Source organism: Bradyrhizobium sp. CFUWI (genome assembly GCF_056429085.1).
The window spans coordinates 113,140-135,679 of the sequence record NZ_JBWJZE010000007.1 but is presented as its reverse complement, the minus strand read 5'-3'; the positions used below and the strand labels follow the sequence as shown (position 1 = coordinate 135,679).

At 64.0% G+C, this 22,540-nt stretch carries 25 protein-coding genes; 4 read left to right on the top strand and 21 right to left on the bottom strand.

The features are described from left to right. Window positions 1-252: 252 nt before the first annotated feature. The 11 genes from aroQ to AC066S_RS17235 are packed head-to-tail and all read right to left on the bottom strand — an operon-like array spanning window position 253 to window position 8,544. Complete coding sequence (gene aroQ, locus AC066S_RS17285; RefSeq protein WP_126255452.1) at window positions 253-702, bottom strand: type II 3-dehydroquinate dehydratase; 450 nt, start codon at window positions 700-702, stop codon at window positions 253-255. 14 nt (window positions 703-716) lie between these two features. Beyond that, the gene (locus AC066S_RS17280; protein ID WP_126255451.1) at window positions 717-1,463 is read right to left on the bottom strand and encodes an amino acid ABC transporter ATP-binding protein; all 747 of its coding nucleotides are present in this window, start codon (window positions 1,461-1,463) and stop codon (window positions 717-719) included. A gap of 56 nt (window positions 1,464-1,519) precedes the next feature. After that, window positions 1,520-2,347, bottom strand: coding sequence for a transporter substrate-binding domain-containing protein (locus tag AC066S_RS17275; RefSeq protein ID WP_126255450.1), 828 nt, complete (start codon window positions 2,345-2,347; stop codon window positions 1,520-1,522). Between the two features lie 51 nt (window positions 2,348-2,398). Continuing rightward, window positions 2,399-3,055, bottom strand: coding sequence for an amino acid ABC transporter permease (locus tag AC066S_RS17270; protein ID WP_126255449.1), 657 nt, complete (start codon window positions 3,053-3,055; stop codon window positions 2,399-2,401). Window positions 3,056-3,065: 10 nt separating this feature from the next. Next, window positions 3,066-3,734, bottom strand: coding sequence for an amino acid ABC transporter permease (locus AC066S_RS17265; RefSeq protein WP_126255448.1), 669 nt, complete (start codon window positions 3,732-3,734; stop codon window positions 3,066-3,068). Window positions 3,735-3,785: 51 nt separating this feature from the next. Continuing rightward, window positions 3,786-4,640, bottom strand: a complete 855-nt coding sequence (locus tag AC066S_RS17260; protein ID WP_135169750.1) for a shikimate dehydrogenase — start codon at window positions 4,638-4,640, stop codon at window positions 3,786-3,788. A gap of 15 nt (window positions 4,641-4,655) precedes the next feature. Then, window positions 4,656-5,483, bottom strand: a complete 828-nt coding sequence (gene aroE / locus AC066S_RS17255) for a shikimate dehydrogenase (RefSeq protein ID WP_135169751.1) — start codon at window positions 5,481-5,483, stop codon at window positions 4,656-4,658. 3 nt (window positions 5,484-5,486) lie between these two features. Beyond that, window positions 5,487-6,728: a CaiB/BaiF CoA transferase family protein gene (locus AC066S_RS17250; protein ID WP_167767533.1), complete on the bottom strand. Its 1,242-nt coding sequence runs from the start codon at window positions 6,726-6,728 to the stop codon at window positions 5,487-5,489. Further along, a complete protein-coding gene (locus tag AC066S_RS17245; RefSeq protein ID WP_126255445.1) occupies window positions 6,725-7,195 on the bottom strand; it encodes a MaoC family dehydratase in 471 nt (156 codons plus the stop codon). Before AC066S_RS17245 ends, AC066S_RS17250 begins: the two co-directional genes overlap by 4 nt. Window positions 7,196-7,208: 13 nt before the next feature. Further along, window positions 7,209-7,595, bottom strand: a complete 387-nt coding sequence (locus AC066S_RS17240) for a VOC family protein (RefSeq protein ID WP_135169752.1) — start codon at window positions 7,593-7,595, stop codon at window positions 7,209-7,211. 4 nt (window positions 7,596-7,599) lie between these two features. Continuing rightward, the gene (locus AC066S_RS17235; RefSeq protein WP_478270226.1) at window positions 7,600-8,544 is read right to left on the bottom strand and encodes a ketopantoate reductase family protein; all 945 of its coding nucleotides are present in this window, start codon (window positions 8,542-8,544) and stop codon (window positions 7,600-7,602) included. A gap of 102 nt (window positions 8,545-8,646) precedes the next feature. On the opposite strand from AC066S_RS17235, the gene AC066S_RS17230 reads away from it, so the two are divergent. From AC066S_RS17230 to AC066S_RS17215, 4 genes are all read left to right on the top strand, one after another. Beyond that, window positions 8,647-9,627, top strand: a complete 981-nt coding sequence (locus AC066S_RS17230) for a LysR family transcriptional regulator (protein WP_126255442.1) — start codon at window positions 8,647-8,649, stop codon at window positions 9,625-9,627. Between the two features lie 190 nt (window positions 9,628-9,817). Then, entirely contained in the window at window positions 9,818-10,069 is a 252-nt protein-coding gene (locus AC066S_RS17225; protein ID WP_126255873.1) for a LysR substrate-binding domain-containing protein, read from the top strand. Beyond that, on the top strand, window positions 10,069-10,677 hold the full coding sequence (locus AC066S_RS17220; RefSeq protein WP_209311857.1) for a Gfo/Idh/MocA family oxidoreductase: 609 nt from the start codon (window positions 10,069-10,071) through the stop codon (window positions 10,675-10,677). Before AC066S_RS17225 ends, AC066S_RS17220 begins: the two co-directional genes overlap by 1 nt. A 54-nt stretch (window positions 10,678-10,731) precedes the next feature. Then, the gene (locus tag AC066S_RS17215) at window positions 10,732-11,592 is read left to right on the top strand and encodes an alpha/beta hydrolase (RefSeq protein WP_135169755.1); all 861 of its coding nucleotides are present in this window, start codon (window positions 10,732-10,734) and stop codon (window positions 11,590-11,592) included. 117 nt (window positions 11,593-11,709) lie between these two features. Here AC066S_RS17215 and AC066S_RS17210 read toward each other — a convergent pair whose 3' ends face one another. The 10 genes from AC066S_RS17210 to AC066S_RS17165 form a co-directional block, all read right to left on the bottom strand. After that, window positions 11,710-12,066 carry a Rieske (2Fe-2S) protein gene (locus AC066S_RS17210; RefSeq protein ID WP_347338954.1) on the bottom strand — a complete coding sequence of 119 codons (357 nt, stop codon included), beginning with the start codon at window positions 12,064-12,066 and terminating at the stop codon, window positions 11,710-11,712. Next, on the bottom strand, window positions 12,059-12,763 hold the full coding sequence (locus AC066S_RS17205) for an ABC transporter ATP-binding protein (protein WP_167767534.1): 705 nt from the start codon (window positions 12,761-12,763) through the stop codon (window positions 12,059-12,061). Before AC066S_RS17205 ends, AC066S_RS17210 begins: the two co-directional genes overlap by 8 nt. Next, entirely contained in the window at window positions 12,756-13,538 is a 783-nt protein-coding gene (locus tag AC066S_RS17200) for an ABC transporter ATP-binding protein (protein ID WP_164718351.1), read from the bottom strand. Before AC066S_RS17200 ends, AC066S_RS17205 begins: the two co-directional genes overlap by 8 nt. Then, the gene (locus AC066S_RS17195; protein WP_135169759.1) at window positions 13,538-14,584 is read right to left on the bottom strand and encodes a branched-chain amino acid ABC transporter permease; all 1,047 of its coding nucleotides are present in this window, start codon (window positions 14,582-14,584) and stop codon (window positions 13,538-13,540) included. Before AC066S_RS17195 ends, AC066S_RS17200 begins: the two co-directional genes overlap by 1 nt. After that, the gene (locus AC066S_RS17190) at window positions 14,581-15,453 is read right to left on the bottom strand and encodes a branched-chain amino acid ABC transporter permease (RefSeq protein ID WP_164718350.1); all 873 of its coding nucleotides are present in this window, start codon (window positions 15,451-15,453) and stop codon (window positions 14,581-14,583) included. The genes AC066S_RS17195 and AC066S_RS17190 overlap by 4 nt, the downstream gene beginning before the upstream one ends. 69 nt (window positions 15,454-15,522) lie before the next feature. Further along, window positions 15,523-16,677, bottom strand: coding sequence for an ABC transporter substrate-binding protein (locus AC066S_RS17185; RefSeq protein WP_126255436.1), 1,155 nt, complete (start codon window positions 16,675-16,677; stop codon window positions 15,523-15,525). Between the two features lie 76 nt (window positions 16,678-16,753). Beyond that, entirely contained in the window at window positions 16,754-17,950 is a 1,197-nt protein-coding gene (locus AC066S_RS17180) for a xanthine dehydrogenase family Fe-S subunit (RefSeq protein WP_126255435.1), read from the bottom strand. After that, a complete protein-coding gene (locus AC066S_RS17175) occupies window positions 17,947-18,783 on the bottom strand; it encodes an FAD binding domain-containing protein (RefSeq protein WP_126255434.1) in 837 nt (278 codons plus the stop codon). Before AC066S_RS17175 ends, AC066S_RS17180 begins: the two co-directional genes overlap by 4 nt. After that, window positions 18,780-21,173: a xanthine dehydrogenase family protein molybdopterin-binding subunit gene (locus tag AC066S_RS17170; protein WP_478270225.1), complete on the bottom strand. Its 2,394-nt coding sequence runs from the start codon at window positions 21,171-21,173 to the stop codon at window positions 18,780-18,782. The genes AC066S_RS17175 and AC066S_RS17170 overlap by 4 nt, the downstream gene beginning before the upstream one ends. 7 nt (window positions 21,174-21,180) lie before the next feature. Next, window positions 21,181-22,458, bottom strand: coding sequence for an amidohydrolase/deacetylase family metallohydrolase (locus AC066S_RS17165; RefSeq protein ID WP_135169761.1), 1,278 nt, complete (start codon window positions 22,456-22,458; stop codon window positions 21,181-21,183). Window positions 22,459-22,540 lie beyond the last annotated feature (82 nt).

Here is a 22,540-nt window from a genome sequence, read left to right as displayed (position 1 = left end):
GAGACCGGTGATCACCATTCGTCGAGCAACCTGCCGGGCAAACGGCATCCGCTAACGGCTTCTCGATCAGCGCCGGGATGCCTGCAGCGATACAATCCATGCCGTTGGCCACGTGCATCTGGTTGGGGGTGGCGCCGGATCGACGATCGACGACAGTACCGCCTCCGGCCGCGCGAGAATGTGCTCGATATGTCGCCTGCCGATGAGACCTGCTCCCATCACCGACAGGCGGACGGGTGCACTCATAGGATACTATCCCTTTTTCTCGTCAAGCAGCTTGGCGACACGGCGCAAGCCGAGCAGATAACCCTGAGTGCCGAAGCCGGCGATGACCCCATCTGCCCGTTTGGAGACAAACGAGTGGTGGCGGAATTCCTCGCGCTTGTGCACGTTGGAGATATGCACCTCGATCACTGTCCCCTCGAACGTATTCAAGGCATCCAGGATGGCGACGGACGTATGGGTGAAAGCCGCGGGATTCATCACGATACCGGCAGCCGTCTCGCGCGCCTCGTGGACCCAGTCGATCAGCTCGTATTCCCTGTTGGATTGATGAAAGCGAATCTCCAGGCCAAGCTCCTTGGCGAGCGCCCGGCAATCCCGCTCTACGTCCGCAAGCGTCTCGTGACCGTAGATGTGGGGCTGGCGCTTGCCGAGCAAATTGAGATTTGGCCCGTTCAGGACATAGACAAGACGACTCATGGAAGAAGCTCCGTTCAGTGATGGGCAAGGATCTCGCCGAGGAACTGCCTGGTGCGGGCGTGCTGTGGATTGCGGAAGAAGGCGTCGGGCGCGCCTTCTTCAATGATCTGGCCTTCAGCCATGAAGATGACGCGATCGGCAACCTGACGGGCGAAGCCCATCTCGTGGGTGACGCAAATCATGGTCATACCGTCATTGGCGAGGCCGATCATCGTATCGAGCACCTCCTTGACCATTTCAGGATCGAGAGCCGAGGTCGGTTCGTCAAACAGCATCACCTTGGGCTGCATGCAGAGTGCGCGCGCGATCGCGACGCGCTGTTGCTGACCGCCCGAAAGCTGAGCCGGATACTTCTCGGCCTGGTCACCAATGCGCACGCGCTCGAGATATTTTCTCGCGGTCGCCTCCGCCTCGGTTTTGCCGATGCGGCGCGCGCGGATAGGCGCGAGCATGCAATTCTGCAAGACCGTCATATGCGGAAAAAGGTTGAAGCTCTGAAAGACCATGCCGACGTCCTGACGTACGACATCGATAGCCTTGATGCTGTCGTCCAGCCGATGGCCGTTCACCACGATAGTGCCCTGCTGGATCGGCTCCAGTCGGTTGATACAGCGGATCAGCGTCGACTTGCCTGAACCGGACGGACCGCAGAGCACGATCTTCTCGCCCTTGCGCACGGTGAGATCGACGTTGCGGAGAGCCTGGTACCCGCCGTACCACTTCTGCACGCCCTTCATTTCGATCAGGATCTGGTCCTGCATGCTGGTCTCCCCGTTGGGCGGCGGCCAACGCAGATCGCGTCGGCCGCTCGCAGTGGCTACTGGACGGTGAAGGGAACGCCCGGGACAGAATCGGGGAAGACCGGCACCGGGACCTTCATCCATTTGGCGTAGAAAGTGGCCAACTTGCCGTTCGACTTGATCTGGTCGATGAATGTGTTGACCGTCTCGTTCCACTCCTTGTCGCCCAGGCGCGTGCAGGCCCCGTTGTACAATGCGGTGAAGTGAAGCTTGGGCCCGAAGCCAAGTTCCGGCTTTGCGGCGTTGAGCCGCTGGGGATAAAACAAGTTCGCACCGACTGCCTGGACCTGGCCGGAGAGCAGCGCCTGGATCGTGGCCGCGTCATCGTCGAACCTGCGGATCTCGGTCCCGGGCGGGGCGTTGTTGGTCACTTGAGTATCCTGCGTGGAAGACCTGGGAACGCCGATGACGAATTTGCCCATGTCGGCATTGCTGTTGATCGGGGTCGCCTGGGCGGCGACAAGCGTGATCTCGTTGGCGACATAGGGCTTGGAATACTGCACCGCCTTTGCGCGCTCGGGCAGCATGGCCATGGTTGCGAACAGAATGTCGACGCGGCCTGTGGTCAGCGCCGGAATGCGATTGGCCACCGCCAGCGGGACGAACTCGGCCTTCACCCCGAGATATTCGGCGAAGGCGCGGCCCATGTCGGCATCGATGCCATCCTGCTTTCCCGAGCTATCGACATAGCCCCAAGGCGGATTGTCGCCCTGAATGCCGATGACGACGACGCCCTTCTTCTTCACGTTTTCCAGTGTGCCCGCCTGCGCTTTGCCGGCGAGAGCGATGGCCCCGAGCGTCAGCACGGCAATGCCGAACTGGCGACGATTGATTGAAAACAACATGGACTTCCTCCTCCTGGTGATGGCTTCTTTGATTGGGCAGGTGCGCCGTTCCTACCTCTGATTGGCCAGGGCGAGCCTGGCCTCCATCCGACTGCCCCACCACGACAGTGGCCAGCAGAGGATGAAATACATGGCGCCGACCACGCCGAAGACGAGCAGCGGCTGAAAGGTCTGGTTCGAAACGATCTGACCGGCGCGGGCGAGCTCGATGAAGCCGACGATGGCGGCGAGCGAGGTGCCCTTGATGAGCTGAACGAGATAGCCGATGGTCGCCGGCAGCGAGATGCGGATCGCCTGCGGCAGCACGATGTCGCGCATCCGCGACGAATAGTGCAGTCCGAGCGCCATCGCCGCTTCGCTCTGGCCGCGCGGCACGGCCTGGATCGCGCCGCGCCAGATCTCGCCGAGAAAGGCTGAGGCGTTCACGGTGAAACCGATCGCGACCGCGACGAAAGCGTCGAGCTTCAGCCCGGTCAGTGCCAATCCGTAATACACGACGAAAAGCTGTAGCAGCAGCGGCGTACCCTGGAATATCCCGATGTAAATGCGGGTGATCCATTCCACGCTCCTGTGACCACAGGTGCGCAGCAATGCAACGGCCAGCCCCGCCGTGCAGCCGCCCGCAAACGCGACCAGCGTCAGCAGCACCGTCCATTGCAGCCCACGCAACAGGAAGCCGAACTCGGGAAGGCCAAAATGCGGTGTCATGATCTCCCCCTCAGCGTGTCGGATATGAGAAGAAGCGGTGAGAGACGACCGCGAAGCCCAGCATCAACAGCCAGGAGATCGCGAGGTAGAGGAAGGTGACGGAGAAGTAGACTTCGAAGCTGCGGAACGTGTCGCTTTCGATGCGCTGTGCGACCGACGTCAATTCGAAAGCCGATACGGCCGAACAGATCGATGAGGTCAGAGTCAGCATGATGAACTGACCCGTGAGCGAGGGGTAGATCGCGCGAAGCGCGGGCTTGAGCACGATGAAGCGGAATACCTGCCCTTTGTGCAGGCCGAGCGCGTAGCCGGCCTCCACCTGTCCCGTGTGAATGGACTGCACCCCGCCGCGGATGATCTCGATGGCATAGGCGCCGCCATTGACGCCGAGCGCGATGATCGCCGTGGCGGTCGGATTGAGCTTCAATCCGATCAGCGGCAGGGCGAAGAACAGAAAGAAGATTTGCACCAGGAAGGGCGTATTGCGCACGATCTCGACGAAGCCGATCACGAGGGCGCGCAACCAGGCCGCCTTCGAATCGCGTGCCGCAACGCCGGCAACGCCGATGATCATCGCGAGCGTCATTCCGGCAAGCGCGAGGCTCAACGTACCCACGCAGCCCCACAGCAGCGCGGGCATTGCATGCCAAACCACCGAGAAATCGAGCGTATAGCCCATCTTGCGTTTCCTCTCGGGCGTTGTGCGTGCCGCTCGCCCATCGGCCGGGTGTCACCCTCCCAGGGATGCAAAAGTCGCGAAGAAGACGTCTGGATCAGGTGAGATGCCCGTGAACAGGCGGAATGCTTCCGTGCCCTGGAAGATCGCCATGCCACCGCCATCGACGGTACGGCAGCCGAGGCTACGTGCCGCGCGCAGCAGTGCGGTTTCCAGCGGGAAGTAGACGATTTCGGCGACCCACAGATCGGGCCGCAGCAAGGCCGCCGGCAGCGGCGTCCCCGGATATTTATCCATGCCGATCGGCGTTGCGTTGACGATGCCCTGGGCGGCAGCGACGGCCGCCGCGACGTCATGCCCAGCCCTCAAGCGTCCCTCTGCAAACCGAGGCGACAGGCTATCCACCAAGCTCTGCGCCTTGGCCGCGTCGACGTCGATGACGGTCAGTTCCTGCACGCCGAGCTTCATCAGCGCGAAAGCGACCGCCGCGCCGGCACCACCCGCGCCGAATTGGACGACGCGACCGAGGGGCGCACCTTGCATGTTGCGGCGAAAATTCTCGGCGAAGCCGAACCAGTCGGTGTTGTGGCCGGTCATATGGCCATTCCTGAAGACCACGGTGTTCACGGCACCGAGCGCCTCCACGTCAGGCGAAAGCTCGTCTAAGAGCGGAAGGATCGCCTGCTTGCAGGGATGGGTCACGTTCAACCCGTCAAAGCCCATCCGCCTTGCTGCCGTGAGCAATTCGGGCAACGCCTCCGCACCGAGTTTCAACTCTGCCAGATCGATCTTCTTGTAGAGATAGCGGATGCCGACGGCGTCAGCGGCCGCTTCGTGCATCGGCGGGGTGCGCGACGCAGCGATGCCGCTGCCGATCAGGCCGACGAGAAAGCTGGGTTTTGGATGCATGCTCGGCATCACCCGTCAGCTCAGTGGGATAGTCAGCTCGGCGATGACCCGGGCCGTGCCCGGTCGAACGCCGCGCCACCAGTCAAAAGCTTCGGCCGCCTGCTCGACCAGCATGCCGACGCCGTCGGCCAGCTTGGTGACGCCTTCGGCGCGGGCTGCTTGCAGAAAGGGAGTCAATCCCTTGCCATAGGCGAGTTCATAGGCCAGCTCCGCACCGCGGAAGACATTGCCCGGAAGCGGCGGCATTTCACCTCGCAAACTGGCGGACGTCGCGTTGACCACGACGTCGTAGCCCTCGGCAAGATCGGCGAGTTCAGCGTAGCCGCTGACGATCAGGGGACCACAGCCGGCAAACTCTTCGGCCAGCGCCACCGCTTTCGACAGCGTTCGGTTTACGAGAACCAGCTCAGACGGCTCCTGACGCAGGAACGGCAGCAGCGCACCACGCGCTGCTCCCCCAGCGCCGAGCATCAGGACGCGCCGGCCGGCCATCTTGACGCCGAGATTGACGGTGATGTCACGCACCAGGCCGATGCCGTCGAAATTCTCGGCAATGATCCGATCGCCCTCGAACTTCAGGCAGTTTGCGGCGCCTGCGCGCTTGGCGCTCTCCGAAAGCTCGTTTGCATAGGCGAAGGCATCGAGCTTGAACGGGGCGGTGATGTTCAGCCCCTTGGCGCCCGCCGTCCGGAATTGATCGACCCGTTCGTTGAAGCCATTGAGGGGTGCCTCGATGGCCTCGTACACGAGGTCCTGTCCCGTCATCTTGGCGAACGTGCCATGGATAAGGGGTGATTTGCTGAAGCCGATCGGATTGCCTATCACTGCATAACGATCGCTCATGGCTCACTCCTGCACGGCGGCTTCGTTGTAGAGTACGCCATCGCGCACCATCACCTCGACGAGCTCGGCCGACAGACCCAGCGAGGCGGCGATGCGACGATTGTCCTGGCCGAGCAGTGGCGCCGGCGTCCGCACCGTGGTGTCGCAGTCGGAGAAGCGGAAAGGCAGGTTCGGCAACGTCACCTTGCCCAGCACGGGATGCTGCTGCTCGACCAGCATGCCGCGCGCGTGGATCTGCGGATCCTTCACGACCTCTTCAATTGTCTGCACGGGAGCGGACGGCACACCTGCTTCCTCGAGTGCGGCAAGGCAGGCATCCCGGGACGGCTGCGACAATGTCCAGTTGCGCACGATGTCCATCGCTTCGGCATAATGGGCGTTGCGCGCGGAAGGCGTGGTGAAGCGTTCGTCGGACGCCAGGCTGCTTCCTCCGATCAGCATCGCCAAGCGCCGCCACGCGTCATCGACTTGCGCGGCGATGACAAGATTGCCGTCCTTGGCCGGAAAGACGCCGTAGACGGTCGAATCCGGCTGGCCGCTGCCGGTCTGCTTCGGCAGGTCGGTACCGCCGGAGAGGAAGTAGCGCTGAACCGCATAGTCGTGCATCGAAACCATGCAGTCGTACAGCGCAAGATCGATATGCTTGCCGCGCCCGGACGACACGCGGCCGACCAGCGCCGCATTGATGGCAGCCACACCGTGAATGCCGGTATACATGTCGGCCAGCGGCATCCGCAGCAGCGGCGGCGCTTCGCCGGGGGAGCCAAGTTGCGCCAAGGCGCCCGACATCGCCTCCGCGATCAGGCCGAAGCCCGGACGGTCGGCATAGGGACCGGTGTGGCCATAGGCGGAGACCGAGCAGTAGATCAGTTCGGGATTCCGCGCCGCCAGCGCCTTGTAGCCGAGCCCGAGGCGATCGAGCGCGCCGGGGCGGTAATTTTCGATGAAGACGTCTGCTGTGTCGACCAGCTTCATCATCATGTCGAGACCGCGCTTATCGCGCAGATCGATGCACAAGCCCTGCTTGCCCATGTTCTGCTGCAGGAAGTAACCGGATTGTCCGTCCTTGAAATAGCCATGGGCGCGGCCCGCATCGCCTTGCTTCGGACGCTCCACCTTGATGACCTCAGCGCCCATCGCAGCCAAGCAACGGCCCATGAACGGGCCTGCCAGGAAATGGCTGTAGTCGATGACGCGAATGCCTTTGAGGGGCAGATCCTGGAGCGGCAGATCTTGTGCGGTCATGCCTGCTCTCCTGCAGTGTTGGTCTTCGGGCGCATTGGAATCATCAGCCGATGCTCACCGAGCTGCACCACTTCGCCGCGCTGGTTGATCAGCTCCGAGGGCAGCACCACGATGCCCCACCCATCACGCTTGGTAGTGCGCATCGAGCCGACGCGGAACTTCACGTGCACGGTGTCGCCGAGCTTGATCGGCAGCTTGAAATCCCACGTCCACCCCAGCGACATTCCCGGAAGGAAGCGGTAGTCTGCCCGGGTTTTCAAACCATCGGCGAGGGACAAGCCGAACAGCCCATGCGCGACGCGCGTGCCGAAGGGTGTGGTTTTGGCGTATGCCTCGTCGACATGAACAGGCGTGAAATCACCCGTCAGTTCGGCATAGGCATTCACCATCGCTTCCGTGACCGTCACCGCGGGGGTCACGCATTCGTCACCGACCTTGGCATCGTCCCAGTAGCGTGCATCGGTCATATCGCGTCTTCCTCTAGGCACGGGGATTGATCGCAAGAGCGGCTTCCACGGCGCCCGCGCTGGCTTGCAGGATCTCGATGTTCAGGCCGCCCGGCAGTTCGAGCCAGTTCGGGCCGGCGGGCAGCGCCTTGGCGCCCCAGGCGGCCGCACGGGCGAGCACGCCTTCGTAATCGTCGACCATGATGCCGAGATGGGCGAGACGCCCCTCCGGTCCGGCAAAATGCGGATCCTCGATCAGTTGCACGCTTCCGAGCACCCACACCTGGCGCGGGCGCGCGCCGTCGGCGGGTTGCTCGTCGCGAATGGCAAGACCAAGCACCTCTCGAAAGAAGCCGACGTGATGATCGACATCAGGCACGCGGATCGCAACGTGTTCGACGTAGGCGCGAGGCAACGACATCGTCTCAGGCCTTTCCCGGATAATCGCTGCGGGCGTATTCGATGCCCTTGACCAGCGCGACGAGGGTCGCGTTGACCGGGGTCGGCACGTTGAGCTTGGCGCCCCAGCGCACGACCGAGCCGTGGATGTAATCGACCTCGGTCAGATTGCCGGACTGCAAGCTCTGCAACATCGAGGTCTTGAACTCGGGCGGCAGCCCAGCGGACGCCATCGTCCAGGCGCGCCGCGGATCGGCGATCGAGATCTTCACGCCGGCAGCCCGCGCCACCGCGATGCCCTCCGAAATCGCGGCCAGCGCGCAATCTTCCAGGATCGGCAGCGAATAGAGACCGCCATAGGTCAGCCCGGTAACGGCGGTGATTCCTCCTCCGGCAACGTTGATTAACAACTTGTCCCACATCGTGCCCAGGATGTTGTCGCTGAGCAGCGTCAGAATGCCGGCACGATTGAAAGTCTCGGAAATTCGCTGTGCGCGTTCCGTCAAGCGTCCATCGAGCTCGCCGATGATGGTTTCCTTGCCGACGACGCCGGAGCGAACATGGCCCGGGCCGAGCAGCACGCCGCCAACGTAGGTCTTGCCTGCCATGACCCTGTTACGACCGACTTCCTCCGAAAGGATGTCTTCGTGGCCAAGGCCGTTTTGAAGCGACATCACGACCGTCTGCGGTCCGATGACCGGCGCCGCCGCCCGGATCGCGTCCCGCGTGTGATAGGATTTGACGAGGACGATGACGAGGTCCGCCACGATGCCGACCTGCGCCGCCGAGGTGCGGGCGGAGACCTTCACGACGGTCTCGGCGTCCCCCTCGAGCATCCGCAGACCACCGGCATTGATCGCGTCGACATGAGCCTGGAACGGATCGATCAGCCAGACCTCGGCGCCACCGCGCGCCAGCGTGCCGCCGATGGTCGAGCCCAGGGCTCCCGCTCCGATAAAGCAGATCCTCATCCGAACGCTTCTCCCTCGCCGATTTTGGCGTTGGAAGCGTGCTAGCAGGCTGCGTGATATTTGGATATGCTATGATCCTTATAACCATTATTGCAGATCGCAATGAAGTACCGGGACCTTTCCGAGACGAACCTGCTGGAGCCGCGCCTGCTTCGGCTGTTTGACGCATTGTTCGCCACCGGCAGCGTCACCAAGGCAGCCGAGAGGCTAGGTCAAAGCCAGCCGACCATTTCGATCTGGCTGGCGCGCCTGCGAAAGGAGTTGGACGATCCGCTCTTCATCAGGTCAGCAGAGGGAATGCTGCCGACTCCGCGCGCCGAGGCTCTCATCGGCACGGCCAGACAGGCGTTGGAGATGCTGCGGCGGCTGGCGGAGCTTCGTTCCGAGTTTGATCCGGCGACTGCAAAGCGCCGCTTCGTCATCTGCATGACGGATGCGAGCCACGTCACGCTGCTTCCGGCCATCCTCGCCCACGTTCGCAGCGTTGCGCCGGGCATCCGCATCGAGGCGGCGCAGATCGGCGGCGACACCCCACGAATGCTGCAGTCCGGCGAGGCCGATCTGGCGCTCGGTTACATCACCGATCTCGACGCTGGACACTTCCAACAGGCACTCTTTCCGCAGGATTGGGTCTGCCTGGCAAACGCAAAACATGCCCGGATCCGCGACCGCATCACCGCAAAGGATTTCAGGCGCGAGGCGCACGTCCTCATTCGCTCCGGCACCGGACATCAATTGCTCGCGGATGCGCTGAGGGAGCAGCAGATCGCCCTTGATGTCGCACTCGAGCTGCCCGGCTTCCTGGGGCTACCCGCAATCGTCGGGACGACCGACCTGATCGCCACCCTGCCGAGGCACATCGGCGAAACATTGGCTCACTATTACGGACTGCGCGTGCTCGATTGCCCGCTGGCGATCGCCGGCTTTACGGTCAAGCAATATTGGCACGCCCGCTTCCACCACGACCCGGCGAGCCAATGGTTGCGTGACCTGTGCGGGGAGCTCTTTCAACAGCAGGAGGTGCGGGGTCTACATCGTTCCGGTCGGCCAAAGAAACGAAGGCCACGCGATTTGCCGTCGTAGTCGAGCGTCTTGAGGGCGGAAGCTACGTTCGGTTTGCGCAAAAAGGCTGCCGATGTCATGTGTCCGGGCCACGAAGCTTCGGCTGGTGATTGAGGCAAGGCAGCCGTCCGCGACCCCGACGCTGGTCATTTTCGAAAGGTGAAGTCACTCAAGACATCTATGTGCAACCGCGGATCAGCGTGCCCTTACGATTCATCGGTTGGTGCTCAACGGCGCAGGCGTCGGAGTAATCTCGTGCTACCTCTGCGCTCCCGACTTGGAGGCAGGGCGGCTGGTTCACCTGTTGCCTGCATGGAGCTCCGCCCCAGTAGTTGTAAATCTTGTCTTCCCAGGTCGGCGTGAACTCACGCCTGCGGTACGCGCCTTCGTGGACTATCTTAAGGCATCCAATCCCCCAGGCATGCACTGGCAAAATAATACTATTCCACCATTGAAGCAGTGATGGCAATTAGCGGCAGGGCCGAGAGTGCGGACCTGTCGACCTTCGTGGAGGGCAGACAACTCGAAGACAATGCGCACATACTGCTGCGTTTTGAAGGCAATACACGCGGGATGCTGTGGGCCAGCCAAGTTGCCGTCGGCTGCGAGAATGGTCTGCAGTTGCGTGTGTATGGCGACAAGGCCGGGCTTGCGTGGCGCCAGGAAACTCCAAACCAGATGTGGTTCACGGAGTTTGGCAGACCCAAGCAACTTCTCACGCGAGCCGGCGCCATCGCCGGTGACGCTCCGCCGATCCAGGTGCGATTGCCGAGCGGTCATCCCGAAGGTTATCTCGAAGCGTTCGCGACGCTTTACAGTGAGTTTGCTCGGCTGATCCGCTCCGGAGACGTCGCCTGTCCCGACCTGCCATCGCTCGCCGACGGAGCTGAAGGAATGGAATTCATTGCTGCCGCCGTCCGCTCGAGTAACAACAAGAGCTTGTGGACAAGAGCAAATCAGCAGCAGATTTTCGTATCCCAGAATTCGTTGAACGCTGCCTGCCCGGAGTTTCGGTGCGATCAGGTCCGCCGGCCGTCAACCCGTCCGAGCGCTCACCTCAATTGCCCTTGAAAGGCCGGCGCAAATTGGACAAGAGTGCCATCGAGGGGCCGCGTTGGAGCGATTATGGTTGAGAATGTTCATTCGACAAGTCGGGCGCTCGACCCCCGTTCCGCATGGTCCGGGCTCTCCCAGGCAGAACGCAACGCTGCCTATGACAACAACGCGGCCGTCAAGAACAGCGCGGCCCTGATCGCCGAACGGAACGAAGCCTCCAGCAGGGTGCGAGGCACGCTGAAATCCCATCTCGATCTGGCTTACGGTCAGCGGGCGAACAACAAGATCGACCTCTACCCGGCCGCCAGGCCTGAGGCGCCGTGCCTGGTGTTCCTGCATGGCGGCTACTGGCAGCGCAATTCGCGCGAATTGTTTGCCATGCTCGTCGAGGGCATCGCCGCCCATGGCTGGTCGGTTGCCATTCCCGGCTACTCGCTGGCGCCCGAGGTGTCCCTCACCGACATCGTCGCCGAAGTTCCGCGCGCGCTCGACTGGCTTGCAGCCAATGGCGCGACCTACGGCGTTGCGGGGCCGGTCGTCCTGTCGGGTTGGTCGGCCGGCGCCCACCTCGTCGCTATGGCGCTGAACCATCCGGGTGTCCACGCGGGATTGGCGATCTCAGGCGTCTACGAGCTCGCACCAATCCGCGATACCGGCCTCAACGACGCGCTGAAGCTGACGGACGCGGAAATCGCCGCGCTGTCGCCGTTGCGCCTGCCCGTCACACCGAAGCGTCTCGACATCGCTTATGGCACCAACGAGCTGCCGGCACTTATTTGCGATTCGATCAATCTCCACGACAAGCGCGCGGCGGCGAAGGCGCCCGGCAAGCTCATTCCGGTCGACGGCGCCGACCATTTCACCATTCTCGAGGCCCTGCGACGGCCAGACGGGGTCCTCGTCGGCGCGGTCCACCGGTTGCTGGACTAAACTGCGAAAACAACCCCATGCACAGTAGAATGGCGTTGTTTTTAAAGGCGAATTTTGTAGGCAAGTCGACGGGGTCGATCATTCTGACCCGTCGGGCAAACCAGGGGCATGATGCCATCATCGCGGCGCTTGCCGCTCCCGGGCCTCCACGCAGATTTGCTGGCCCGTGATCCGTATGGCGTAAAGTCGCAACGGCGGGCTCGACCATCCCGGATTGATTGCCCCGTCGCGCAAATCGAACGATGCCGCGTGACGCGGACAGAACAGCCGGCCTGCTCTCACCTCTCCGAGAGCCAGATCAGCTTGTTCATGCGGACAGGCGCGGTCGCATGCGACGACATCGCCATCGTTCCAGATCACGAGCAGGTCGAGGCCTGCGACGTCGACGCGAACGATCGTCTCGGCTCTCAGGCGGTCGAGATTGCAAACCGCCGTCCAGCCCAAGCCAGCTGAACCGGCGGCATCATCATCCACCGAGATAGGCCTTTCGCACATGCTCGTTCGCGATCAACTCGGCACCGGCGCCGGACAGCACGATGCGGCCACTCTCCAGCAGATAGGCGTAGTCACACATCTCCAGCGCGGCGAATGCATTCTGCTCGACCAGCAGCACCGTGGTTCCGGCATCGCGGATTCCGCGGATGATCGCAAAAGTCCGCTCGACGATGTTGGGCGCGAGCCCGAGCGAGGGTTCGTCGAACATGATCAACCGCGGCCGCGACATCAGCGCCCGGCCGATCGCGAGCATCTGCTGCTCGCCACCCGACAGGGTACCCGCGGCTTGCCGGCGCCGCTCTGCGAGCCGCGGAAATTCCGCGTAGATACGGTCGCGGTCGGCCGCGATCTCACCCGAACCACGACGAAGGTAAGCTCCCATGTCGAGATTTTCTTCGACGCTCATGTGCGGAAACACACGCCGGCCTTCCGGACAATGTGCAATTCCGCTGGCGAGCACGCGCGGAGGTCTTGCCCCGGTGATGTCGATTCCCTCGAACCGCATTTGCCCTTCGCGCGGTGGCACGAGCCCGGAAATTGCGCGCAGGGTCGTGCTCTTGCCAGCGCCGTTCGCGCCGATCAGCGCGACGAGCTGCCCGGCCTTCACGTCGATCGAGATGCCGCGCAGCGCGGTGACGCCGCCATAGCCACACACCATGTCCCGTATCTCAAGCACGGGCAGCTCCATGTCCGAGATAGGCCTCGATCACCGCGGGATCGTTGCGGATCACGTCCGGCGTCCCTTCGGCGATGATGCGGCCGTAATTGAGCACCACGATGCGGTCCGAGACGGTCATCACCATCGGCATGTCGTGCTCGACCAGGAGAATCGTGATGCCTCGGTCGCGGATGCTGCGGATCAGTTCGACGAAGCGGTGGGTCTCCGAGGCGTTCATGCCCGAGACGGGCTCGTCGAGCAGCAGCATCGACGGTTCAGCCGCGAGCGCCAGCGCGACGCCGACCAGCCGCTGCTCCCCGTAGGACAACGAGCCGGCCGCGTCATGGGCGCGGCGTTCGAGCCCGACCCATTCGATCAATTCGCTCGCGCGCTGCCGCAGCATCCGCTCCGAGGCACGCGCGCCTGGCAAACCGAGGAGGGAGTCGATCAGCCGAACCCGGCCCTGTCGATGCAGGCCGATCAGGAGATTGTCGTAGACGGTGTCGTTCGGGAATACGCTGGTGCGCTGGAAGGTCCGGACCAGGCCGAGATCGGCAATCTCATGCGGCTTCAGGCCAGCGAGCGCAGTGTTGCGGTAAGTCACGCGGCCCGCGCTCGGCGTCAGGAAGCCGGTCATGACATTGAAGGCCGTCGTCTTCCCGGCCCCGTTCGGCCCGATCAGGCTGACGATCTCGCCCTCGCCCACGGTGAAGCTCATGTCTGAGATCGCGACCAGACCGCCGAAGCGAACCGCGACCTTGTCGATGGTCATGGCAACGCTGCGCGCCGTCATCACGCCGGCTCCTTGGCAGCTGTCTCCGTGAGAGCCACCGGGGCCCGCGCCGACGTTCTGCCCAGCCGACGGCCAAGTCGCTGCGTGAGCGACGGCACGATTCCGCGCGGCAGCAAGAACAGAATCGCAATCAGCACGCCGCCATAGGCGATCCATTGCGCTTCCGGCGCCATGACCGGACGGAGCACAACCGGCAGAAGCCCGAAAATCAAGCCGCCGACGACCGGCCCAGCCAGCGAGCCCTTGCCGCCGCTGATCACCATGATCACCATGGTGACTGTGTTGATGAAGGCGAAAACCTCGGGGTCAATGATCCTGATGTAATGGGCATAGAGGCTGCCGGCCGCACCCGCGATCGCAGCCGAGATCACCGCGGCGATCGTCAGAGTCCTGGTGACGTCGATCCCGACCGAGATCGCGAGCGTCTCGTTTTCCATCAGTCCCCGCATCGCACGGCCGAAATGGGAATGAACGAGGCGCGCGATCAGAAGATAGGCGATGAGTGCCACCACCAGCACGAGGTAGTAGTTGTGCATCTTGGTGCGAAGGGTAAATTCACCAAAGCCGGGCAAAGGCAACGCGATCGACGGGATGCTGGTCAGCGCCAGGGGGCCCTGAGTCAGCTCGACCCAGTTCAGCGCAACCAGCCGGACCACCTCGGCAAACGAGATCGTCACGATGACGAAATAGGCGCCCCGGACGCGGAACGAGAGCAGCCCGACGAAATAGCCGCACAAGCCGGCGACCACGACCGCCAGCACGAAGCCGGCGATCGGCGGCCAGGGCGTATGGACCAGACGGAAGTCTCCGGGCAGGCCGACATCGAAGCCGAGCGAGGTCAGTGCGCTGACATAGGCGCCGATGCCGAAGAAGGCAATGTGGCCCAGACTGAGCTGGCCGGTGAACCCGAGCAGCAAGTTCAGGCTCATCGCACCGATAATGAAGATTCCGGTCGTGATCAGCGCGTTGAGAAGGTAGGGATCGCGCAGCCAGAGCGGGACCGAGGCAAGCGCCGCGACGGCGACAATGGTGCTGATTGCTCTCATCCGACGCGCTCCGCCCGCGCGAACAGTCCGGTCGGCCGAAAAATCAACACCGCGATGATGATCAGAAAACCCATGGCGTCGCGGTAGCCGGAGGAGACATACCCGGCTCCGAGCTCCTCGGCGAGCGCCAGGATGAAGCCGCCGATCACCGCCCCGGTAATGTTGCCGAGCCCGCCCAGGATGACGATGGCGAAGGCCTTGACGGCGGCGAGGTCGCCCATCTGCGGGAAGATCACGTAGACCGGCCCGAGCAGAGCGCCCGCGGCGGCGGCAAGGCTGGAGCCGATCGCGAATGTAGATGTGTAGATCATGTCGACGTTGACGCCCATCAGCGAGGCCGTGTCGTGATCCTGGAATGTCGCGCGCATCGCGCGGCCGAGACTCGTTCTGTTGATGAGGAGGTAGGTCACCAGGATCAACAGCGCTGCGGCGATGAGAACGAACAGGCGCAGCCAGGACACCGACACGGGCCCGAGCACCAGGGGCGCCTCGGGGAATGGCGTGGCTACCGCTTTTGCGACGCCGCCCCAGATCCACAGCGTGCCCGACTGCATCGCGATCCAGGCGCCGATCATGACTAGCATCGTTGTGTCGATGTCGGAGCCGCGTAACGGCCGCAGCAGGGTCAGCTCGATTGCCGCGCCAAGCAGCCATCCCGCCAGCACGGCAACCGGCAATGCGAGGAAGAAGTTGAGCCCGAGCTGTTGCACCACCATGAACATGACGTAAGCGCCGAACGTGTACAGCACGCCGTGCGTGAAGTTCACGACGTTCATGATGCCGAAGATCAGCGTCAGCCCGATGCCGAGCAGCGCATAGGTGCCGCCGAGCACGAGCATGTTGACGAGATGCTGAAGAAATTCGCTCAAGGCTGTTCCCGCGGGTTTTGGACCTCGCGAGGGCCGCGATGTGCCGCCCTCGCCCGGAATTGACGAAGGCTAGAGCGTCTTCATCTCGATCTTTCCGTCGTTGATCTCGATGAGATAGACGTTCGGCTGGCTCTGTCCGCTCTCTTTGCCCTCGGGACCGGACTTGCGGAACACGATGTCCCCGTTGAGCCCCTTGACCTTGATGTCCCAGAACGCTGCCTTGATCGCCGCCGGCTCGGCCTTTCCGGCCTTCTCGATCGCGGCGGCCACGGTGCGGATGCCGTCATACCCGCGAAAACTCTCGGTGCAGCCGGCGAAGTCGAAACCGCGCTTCTTCCATTCGGAGACGAAATAGTTAGTCGCTTCCGGATTCGGGGTCTTTTCGGGGAACCACGGCAGGAACGTGGTCAGATGCATGGTGCCGTTGGCGGCAGCTCCCGCCTGGGCGATGATCTGGTCGGGATTTTGCGAACCGCCTGTGGTGATGATGCGCTTCTTCAAGCCCAGCGCCGCAGCCTGCTTGAAGATCAGCGTCAATTGATCGACCGCGGTGGTGACGATGACCGTCTCGGAATCCGACCCCTTGATCTTGGACAGCTGTGCGCTCATGTCCTGCGCGCCCTGGTCCATGGTTTCGACGAGGCCGACGGCGATCCCCTTCTCTTTCATCATCTTGCTGAAGTCCTCGGCGGTGCCGCGGCCCCAATCATTGTTGATCACGAGGAAATCGACCTTCTTCAGGGCGAGCTTGTCGACGATGCCCTTGAACGCCGCGGCCTCGATTGCCGAGGGCGGCGAGATGCGGAAGATGAAGGGATTCCCTGTCGTCGTGATCTTGCCCGAGGACGAGGTCTCGACCACCATCGGCGTCTCGTACTCCATCAGCTTCGGCATCACAGCCAGCGTCAGACTGGAGCCCCAGGCGCCCATCAGCACCGGCACCTTGTCGCTGGTAATGAGCTTTTCGGCGACGGCGGCGGCTTCCGTCGGGTTGCTCTTGTTGTCTTCGATCACAAGCTCGATCTTCTTGCCGAGGATGCCGCCCTTGGCGTTGATCTCGTCGGCGGCGATCTTGGCACCATTGACGACGTAGGTACCAGACGCTGCAAAAGCGCCGGTGAGCGGCTCGTTGACGCCGATCTTGATGGTCTGCGCCTGTGCGGCGGCGCCAGCCAAGGCCACTGCCAGCGTGATGGTCGAAACCAGTCCGAGTGCTCGTGTCATATCATCTCTCCAAATCCAACGCTGTTGATCGTCATGGCAGTCCAGATTGCGTCACTCCGCGGCGCCGGCGCGCCGATCATTCCGCGCCTTTCGTCTTGCTGATGCGGCTAAACATGCGCGCGAGCCGGGCTCGCAAGACGTCCGATGCAATCGACCAGAAGCTGAGCTCCGCCGGACGTGGCCGCCCCGGCGACCCGCCGGACATGTGGCGGTCGAGATTTGCGGCGAACTCCGCAACCAGGCGTTTGGCGAGATCCCTGACGAGGCCTGGACGGCCGACTTGCGCGAACATCCCGGTGAGGGTGTAGCCGATCGAAAGTTCGACGGCGGTCACTGCTCCGCCCTCGAGCGGCAGCAGGCGATAGCGGATTTCGCCCTGCGTCGCCGAATGGCTGCGCTGATCGTTGCCAATGCCGAGAATGCGGCCGGACAGCGTCGCAGGATCGCGTTCGACGCGTGCCGCTCCCTGGAACGCTGCCGCGATCGGCCCGAGTCTGACACGAAATCCGCCTTCGACACGTTCGGGGCTTGGTGTCCCCCTCAGCGACACGCCCGGGAGGCAGGATGCAACACCCGCGATGTCGTCGAACATCGCGAAGACCTTGGCCGGCGGGTGCGCCAGCGTGAAACTCTGGGCGAGGACCACCGCGGGGGTGAAGTCTTGAATGATGTCGCGCGCGACGCTGTCAGGCGCCGGAGCCAACGCCATCCGCGCAGCTGATGGCTCACTTCGGCCGGGCGCAGCGCGCCCCGAGCCGGCGGGGCCAAGAATGGTCCGGCCGCCGTCGGCCAGCGCCGCGATATTGCGCGCCCGTCTTGCTTCGATCACGGACTGCACCGCCCGCACGATTCCGACATAGCCGGTGCAGCGGCAGAGATTGCCGCTCAAGCCGACACGAATCCGACGCTCGTCGGCGTCCGGCAGGCGCAGCACCAGGTCGCGCGCGGACACCAGCATTCCTGGCGTGCAATAGCCGCACTGCAAGGCGTGCTCCCGGGTGAACGCTGCGCGCAGCTCAGCCGTGATCTCGTCCTCGTCGAGACCCTCGATGGTGGTGACGTCGGCGCCTTCGCATGCCACCGCATAGGTGATGCAGGAACGCGCCGGCACGCCATCGAGCAGCACGGTGCAGGCGCCGCAGACGCCGTGCTCGCAGCCGAGATGGGTGCCGGTCAGGTCGAGCCTGTCGCGCACGAAATCGGCGAGGCTGGTCCGCGGCTCGGCCACCACCTCCACCGCGCGCCGGTTGACGCTGAGCGCGATCGTGGTCATGCCGCGGCCTCCTGAACGGCGCGCCTCAGCACGCCGACATGAATGTGGCGCTGCGCGGTGTCGTCGATGCCGGCTTTGACGAGAAGAGCATCGGCGACGCGGACATCGAAACGCTGCTTGTAGTCCGCGGTAATCCGTCCGCCGAACAGCTCGGCCGCATCACTCACCACGATGGGTGCCGCATCGATGGCGCCGATCACGATGCGTGCCGAACCGGCGGCCGGATCGATCAGAGCCGCGCCGATCGCATGCGCGAACTCGCCGGTCTTGCGGCAGCTCTTGGCATAGCCCCAATGCGCCGAGGCAGCGCGGGCCGGCACATGGATCGCCTCGACGATCTCGCCGGCGTGAAGGGCCGATTCCAGCGCACCTGTGACGAAAGCCTCGATGGCCATCGCGCGGGTCCCGGAAAGGCTGCGTAGTGTGAGCCGTGCGCCCAGGGCAGACAGCGCCGAAATCCAGTCCGCGGCGGGATCGGCATGGCTGAGCGAGCCGCCGATCGTCCCGCGATTGCGCACGGCGCGATAGGCGATGTTGGCGGCGACGGCGCGCATGGCACCGCGCGTCACGTCGGCGATGCGCCCGTCCTCGATATCGGCATGGGTGACCAGAGCGCCGAGCACGAGTTCGTTGCCGGAGACCTCGGCGCGCTTGAGTTCGGCAATTCCGGAAATATCCACGATCAGCTCCGGCTGAACCAGCCGCAAATTGAGCATGGGGCCGAGCGACTGCCCGCCGGCGATGATCTTGGCCGATCCGCTGCCGGCCGCCAGCATCGAGAGTGCCGCATTGAGATCGCGCGTGCGCTCGTAAGCAAAGGGAGCGGGCTTCATGCCGCGCTCCTTTCCGCCGCACGCGCGGCCAGCACGGCGGCGACGACGCGATGCGGCGTGATCGGCGACTGCATCAGCTCGACGCCCAGCGGGCGCAGGGCATCGTTGACGGCGTTGGCGATCGCGGCAGGCGGCGCAATCGCTCCGCCCTCCCCGATGCCCTTGACGCCGAACTGCGTATAAGGCGACGGCGTCTCCATGTGATCGAGACGGGCCGCAGGAACCTCGGTTGCCCCAGGAAGCAGGTAGTCCGCAAGCGTCGTCGCCAGTGGCTGCCCGGACGCGTCGAACGGCATCTCCTCGTAAAGTGCGGTGCCGATGCCTTGGGCGAGACCGCCATAGATCTGGCCGTCCACGACGAGCGGATTGACCAGCACACCGCCGTCCTCGACGATCACATAGTCGAGGATCTCCACCTCACCGAGATCGGGATCGACCGCCACGACAGCCGCATGCGCCGCATAGCTGAAGGTGCCGCTGTCACGCACGGGCTTGTAGCCTTGCGTGACCTCCAGCCCGCCCGGATCGACATCGGCCGGCAGGTCCTGCGGACGGCGATACCAGGTGTAGGCGATCGCCTTCAGTCCGACGCTGCCATTGACGCCGCGCACCTCGCCATTTTGCAGGACAACGGAGGCCGGATCGTGCTGTAGGAGCTTCGCGCCGATCCGCCGGGCGCGTTCGCCGAGCTCGCGGCAGGCGGTGGCCACCGCGCCGCCCGCCATCACCATGGAGCGCGAGCCCCAGGTGCCGGTCGAATAAGGCGTCATCGCGGTATCGCCGAGGACGATCCGAATGTTCGCGACATCGATGCCGAGGATCTCATGCGCGACCTGGGCGAGCGTCGTTTCCATGCCCTGACCGTGGGAATGCACGCCGACGCGCAATTCGAGACCGCCGTCCGGCGTGAGGCGCGCCGATGCCTGCTCGTGGCCCGGCACCATCGGGATGCCCCAGCCGGAATAGACGGACGTGCCGTGCGCGGCCTGCTCGCAATAGATTGAGACCCCGACGCCGACCCGCCGGCCGGCGGCGTCGCCTTGGCGCTGGCGCGCGCGAACGGCATCGATATTGATCGCAGCGAGCGCGCGTCGCATCGCCTCGGGATAATCGCCGCTGTCAAAATGCTTCTTGGTGATGTTGTCGAACGGCATCTGTTCCGGCCGCACCAGATTACGCAGCCGCACCTCGCCCGGTTCGAGACCTGCCTCTTCCGCGACGAGATCCAGCATCAATTCCAGTGCAAAGCACACGCCGGTGCGCGCCACGCCGCGGTAAGGCAGGATTGGGCATTTGTTGGTAGCCACCGAGAAGGTGCGGCAGCGGTAGGCCGGCATCTTGTAGGGACCGGGCAAAATACTCGCGACTTGCGCGGCCTCGAGGCAGGCCGAGAACGGATAGGACGAGTATGCGCCGGAATCCACCGTCGCCTCGCAATCGATGCCACGCAAGGTGCCGTCGCGGTCGGCATAGACCGTGATCTTGTAGTGATGCTCGCGGCAATTCGAGCTGGCCACGAAATGCTCGCGGCGGTCCTCGGTCCAGCGCACGGGATAACCGCATTGCATCGTCAGCCAGGACAGGCAGACTTCTTCCGGCAGCAGAATGCCCTTGTGGCCAAAGCCGCCGCCGACATCCGGCGAGATGACGCGGATCTGGCCTTCCTCCATATTCAGGCATTCGGCGAGGCCGCTGCGCGTGATATGCGGCATCTGCGCCGCGGAATGCAGCGTGAGCTGATCGAGGCGGCGGTCGAAGGTCGCGACCACGCCACGGCCCTCGAGCGGCGACATGCATTGCCGCGCGGTCGAGATCTCGCGCGTCACCTTGATCGGCGCGTCGAGCGCGGCGGAGATGTCGACCTCGTAATTGGTCTCAAGGAAGACATTGTCACCCCAATGCTCATGCACCAGGGTCGAGCCGGGCTGGCGCGCCTTCAGCATGTCGTATACGGCGGGGAGTTCCTCGAGATCGAGCATCACCGAGGCCGCGATGTCCTCGGCTTCGGCGCGCGTCGGTGCAACACACATCGCAACGAGTTCGCCGACCTGGCGTACCTTGCCGGTCGCCAGCACCGGCTGCTCCGAGATCTTGAAGCCCGGCAGCCCCGAGACCGCGCGGATCGGCTTGACGCCGACGAGATCGGCTGCCGTGAAGACGCTGCTACGATAGCGTTCAGGCACGTGGATGCTGCGGATGCGCGCATGCGCCAGCGGGCTGCGCACGAAAGCGACGTCGCGGAGGCCAGCGAGGCGGATGTCGGCGACGTACTGGCCGCGGCCGCGCATCAGGCGGTCATCCTCCTTCCGCGGCAGCCGTGCGCCCACGCCCTGCCCGGATTCTCCGGAAGGAAATTCTCGCTCGTTGCGCACGCCGGCGTCCTCCTTCACCGCAGCCCTACGCCGCAACGGCCTGGGGCAGGATCGGCGCGACCGCGTCGAAGCGCGTGCCGGCGCGCAGGCAAAACACCGGCTGCAGCAGACGCTCGGCGATCACCTCGTTGTTCTCGTTGTCCCTCAGGACAAACCGGCCGCTCTGCTCCGTGAGCACGGAGACGTCGGCGTCCATGCCGACCTTGAGGGCGCCGATGTCCCCGCTCCGGCCGAGCATTTTGGCGGGATTGGAGGTGACCATCGGCACCACCTGCTCGAGCGACAGGCCCAGCGCCATCATCGAGCTCATCGCCTGGACCAGGCTGAACTTGGCCTGACCGGCAAAGGGATGATTCTCATCATCCTCGTGCTGGTCGGGCGTTCCGGCCGGCGCGGGCACATGAGTGTTGTAACCGTGGATGTCGGCGCCCAGCGTGGTCGGGATGATGCCGGCCGCGATCGCCTTCTTCGCCAGCCGGTAGGAGAAATGGCTGCCGTGGCCGACATCGACCTTCAGGCCGCGATCGAGCGCGGCCTGGATCACCGGATGCACCTCGCCCTCGCGGTTGACGAAGCCGCCGGGATGGCGCGTGAAGGGATGGGCGAGGACATCGCCCTCGCGCAGAAGCGGAATCACGCGCGTCAGGATCGTGTCGGCATCCTCGCCATTGGCGCCGCTCTCGGGCAGGCCCCAGAGCTGGCCGAAATGCACGTAGACCGGCAGATCGGCACGCTTGCCGATCTCCGCCGCCATCTCGATGACGCGGATGCCCCAGCGCGCGAAGCCGCCGATCTCGGCGTGAGCCTTGATGCCGCGCACGATGTCGAGATTGGCGGTCGCCGCCTTGACGGTCGCGTCGACGTCGACGCCGTCGGGGCTATAGAGCTGCGGATAGAAGTGCCCCTCCAGTCCGCCGACGAGATAGGCGGACAGGAACGCGTAGACGCGCGAGGCGGCGGGCTCCGCGATGAAATGACGGAAGCCGGGCAGCGTCATGCAGGACGGGCCGCCCTGGTCGACCAGCGTCGTCACACCCGACTGCACGCCGACCATGTCCGGATTCATGCCGAAGCGGCCGGTGACATATTGATAGACGTGGGCGTGGGTGTCGATCAGCCCGGGCAGCACCAGCTTGCCGCCGACGTCGACGACCTCCCTGGCGCTGGTCGGCAGAATGTCGGACGCGACCGCGGCAATCTTGCCGTTGCGGATCGCGACATCCTTGATGCCATCGACGCCGGAGGCCGGACAGATCACGCGACCGCCTCGCAGTAGAAGGTCGAAGCTGGCAGTGACGGACATGGCGCTCTCCTCTTCTTGCGAGGGTGACGGCTTCGTCCCCTCGAATTACGAAGCATGCTTCGTATCTTGACATTACGAAGCA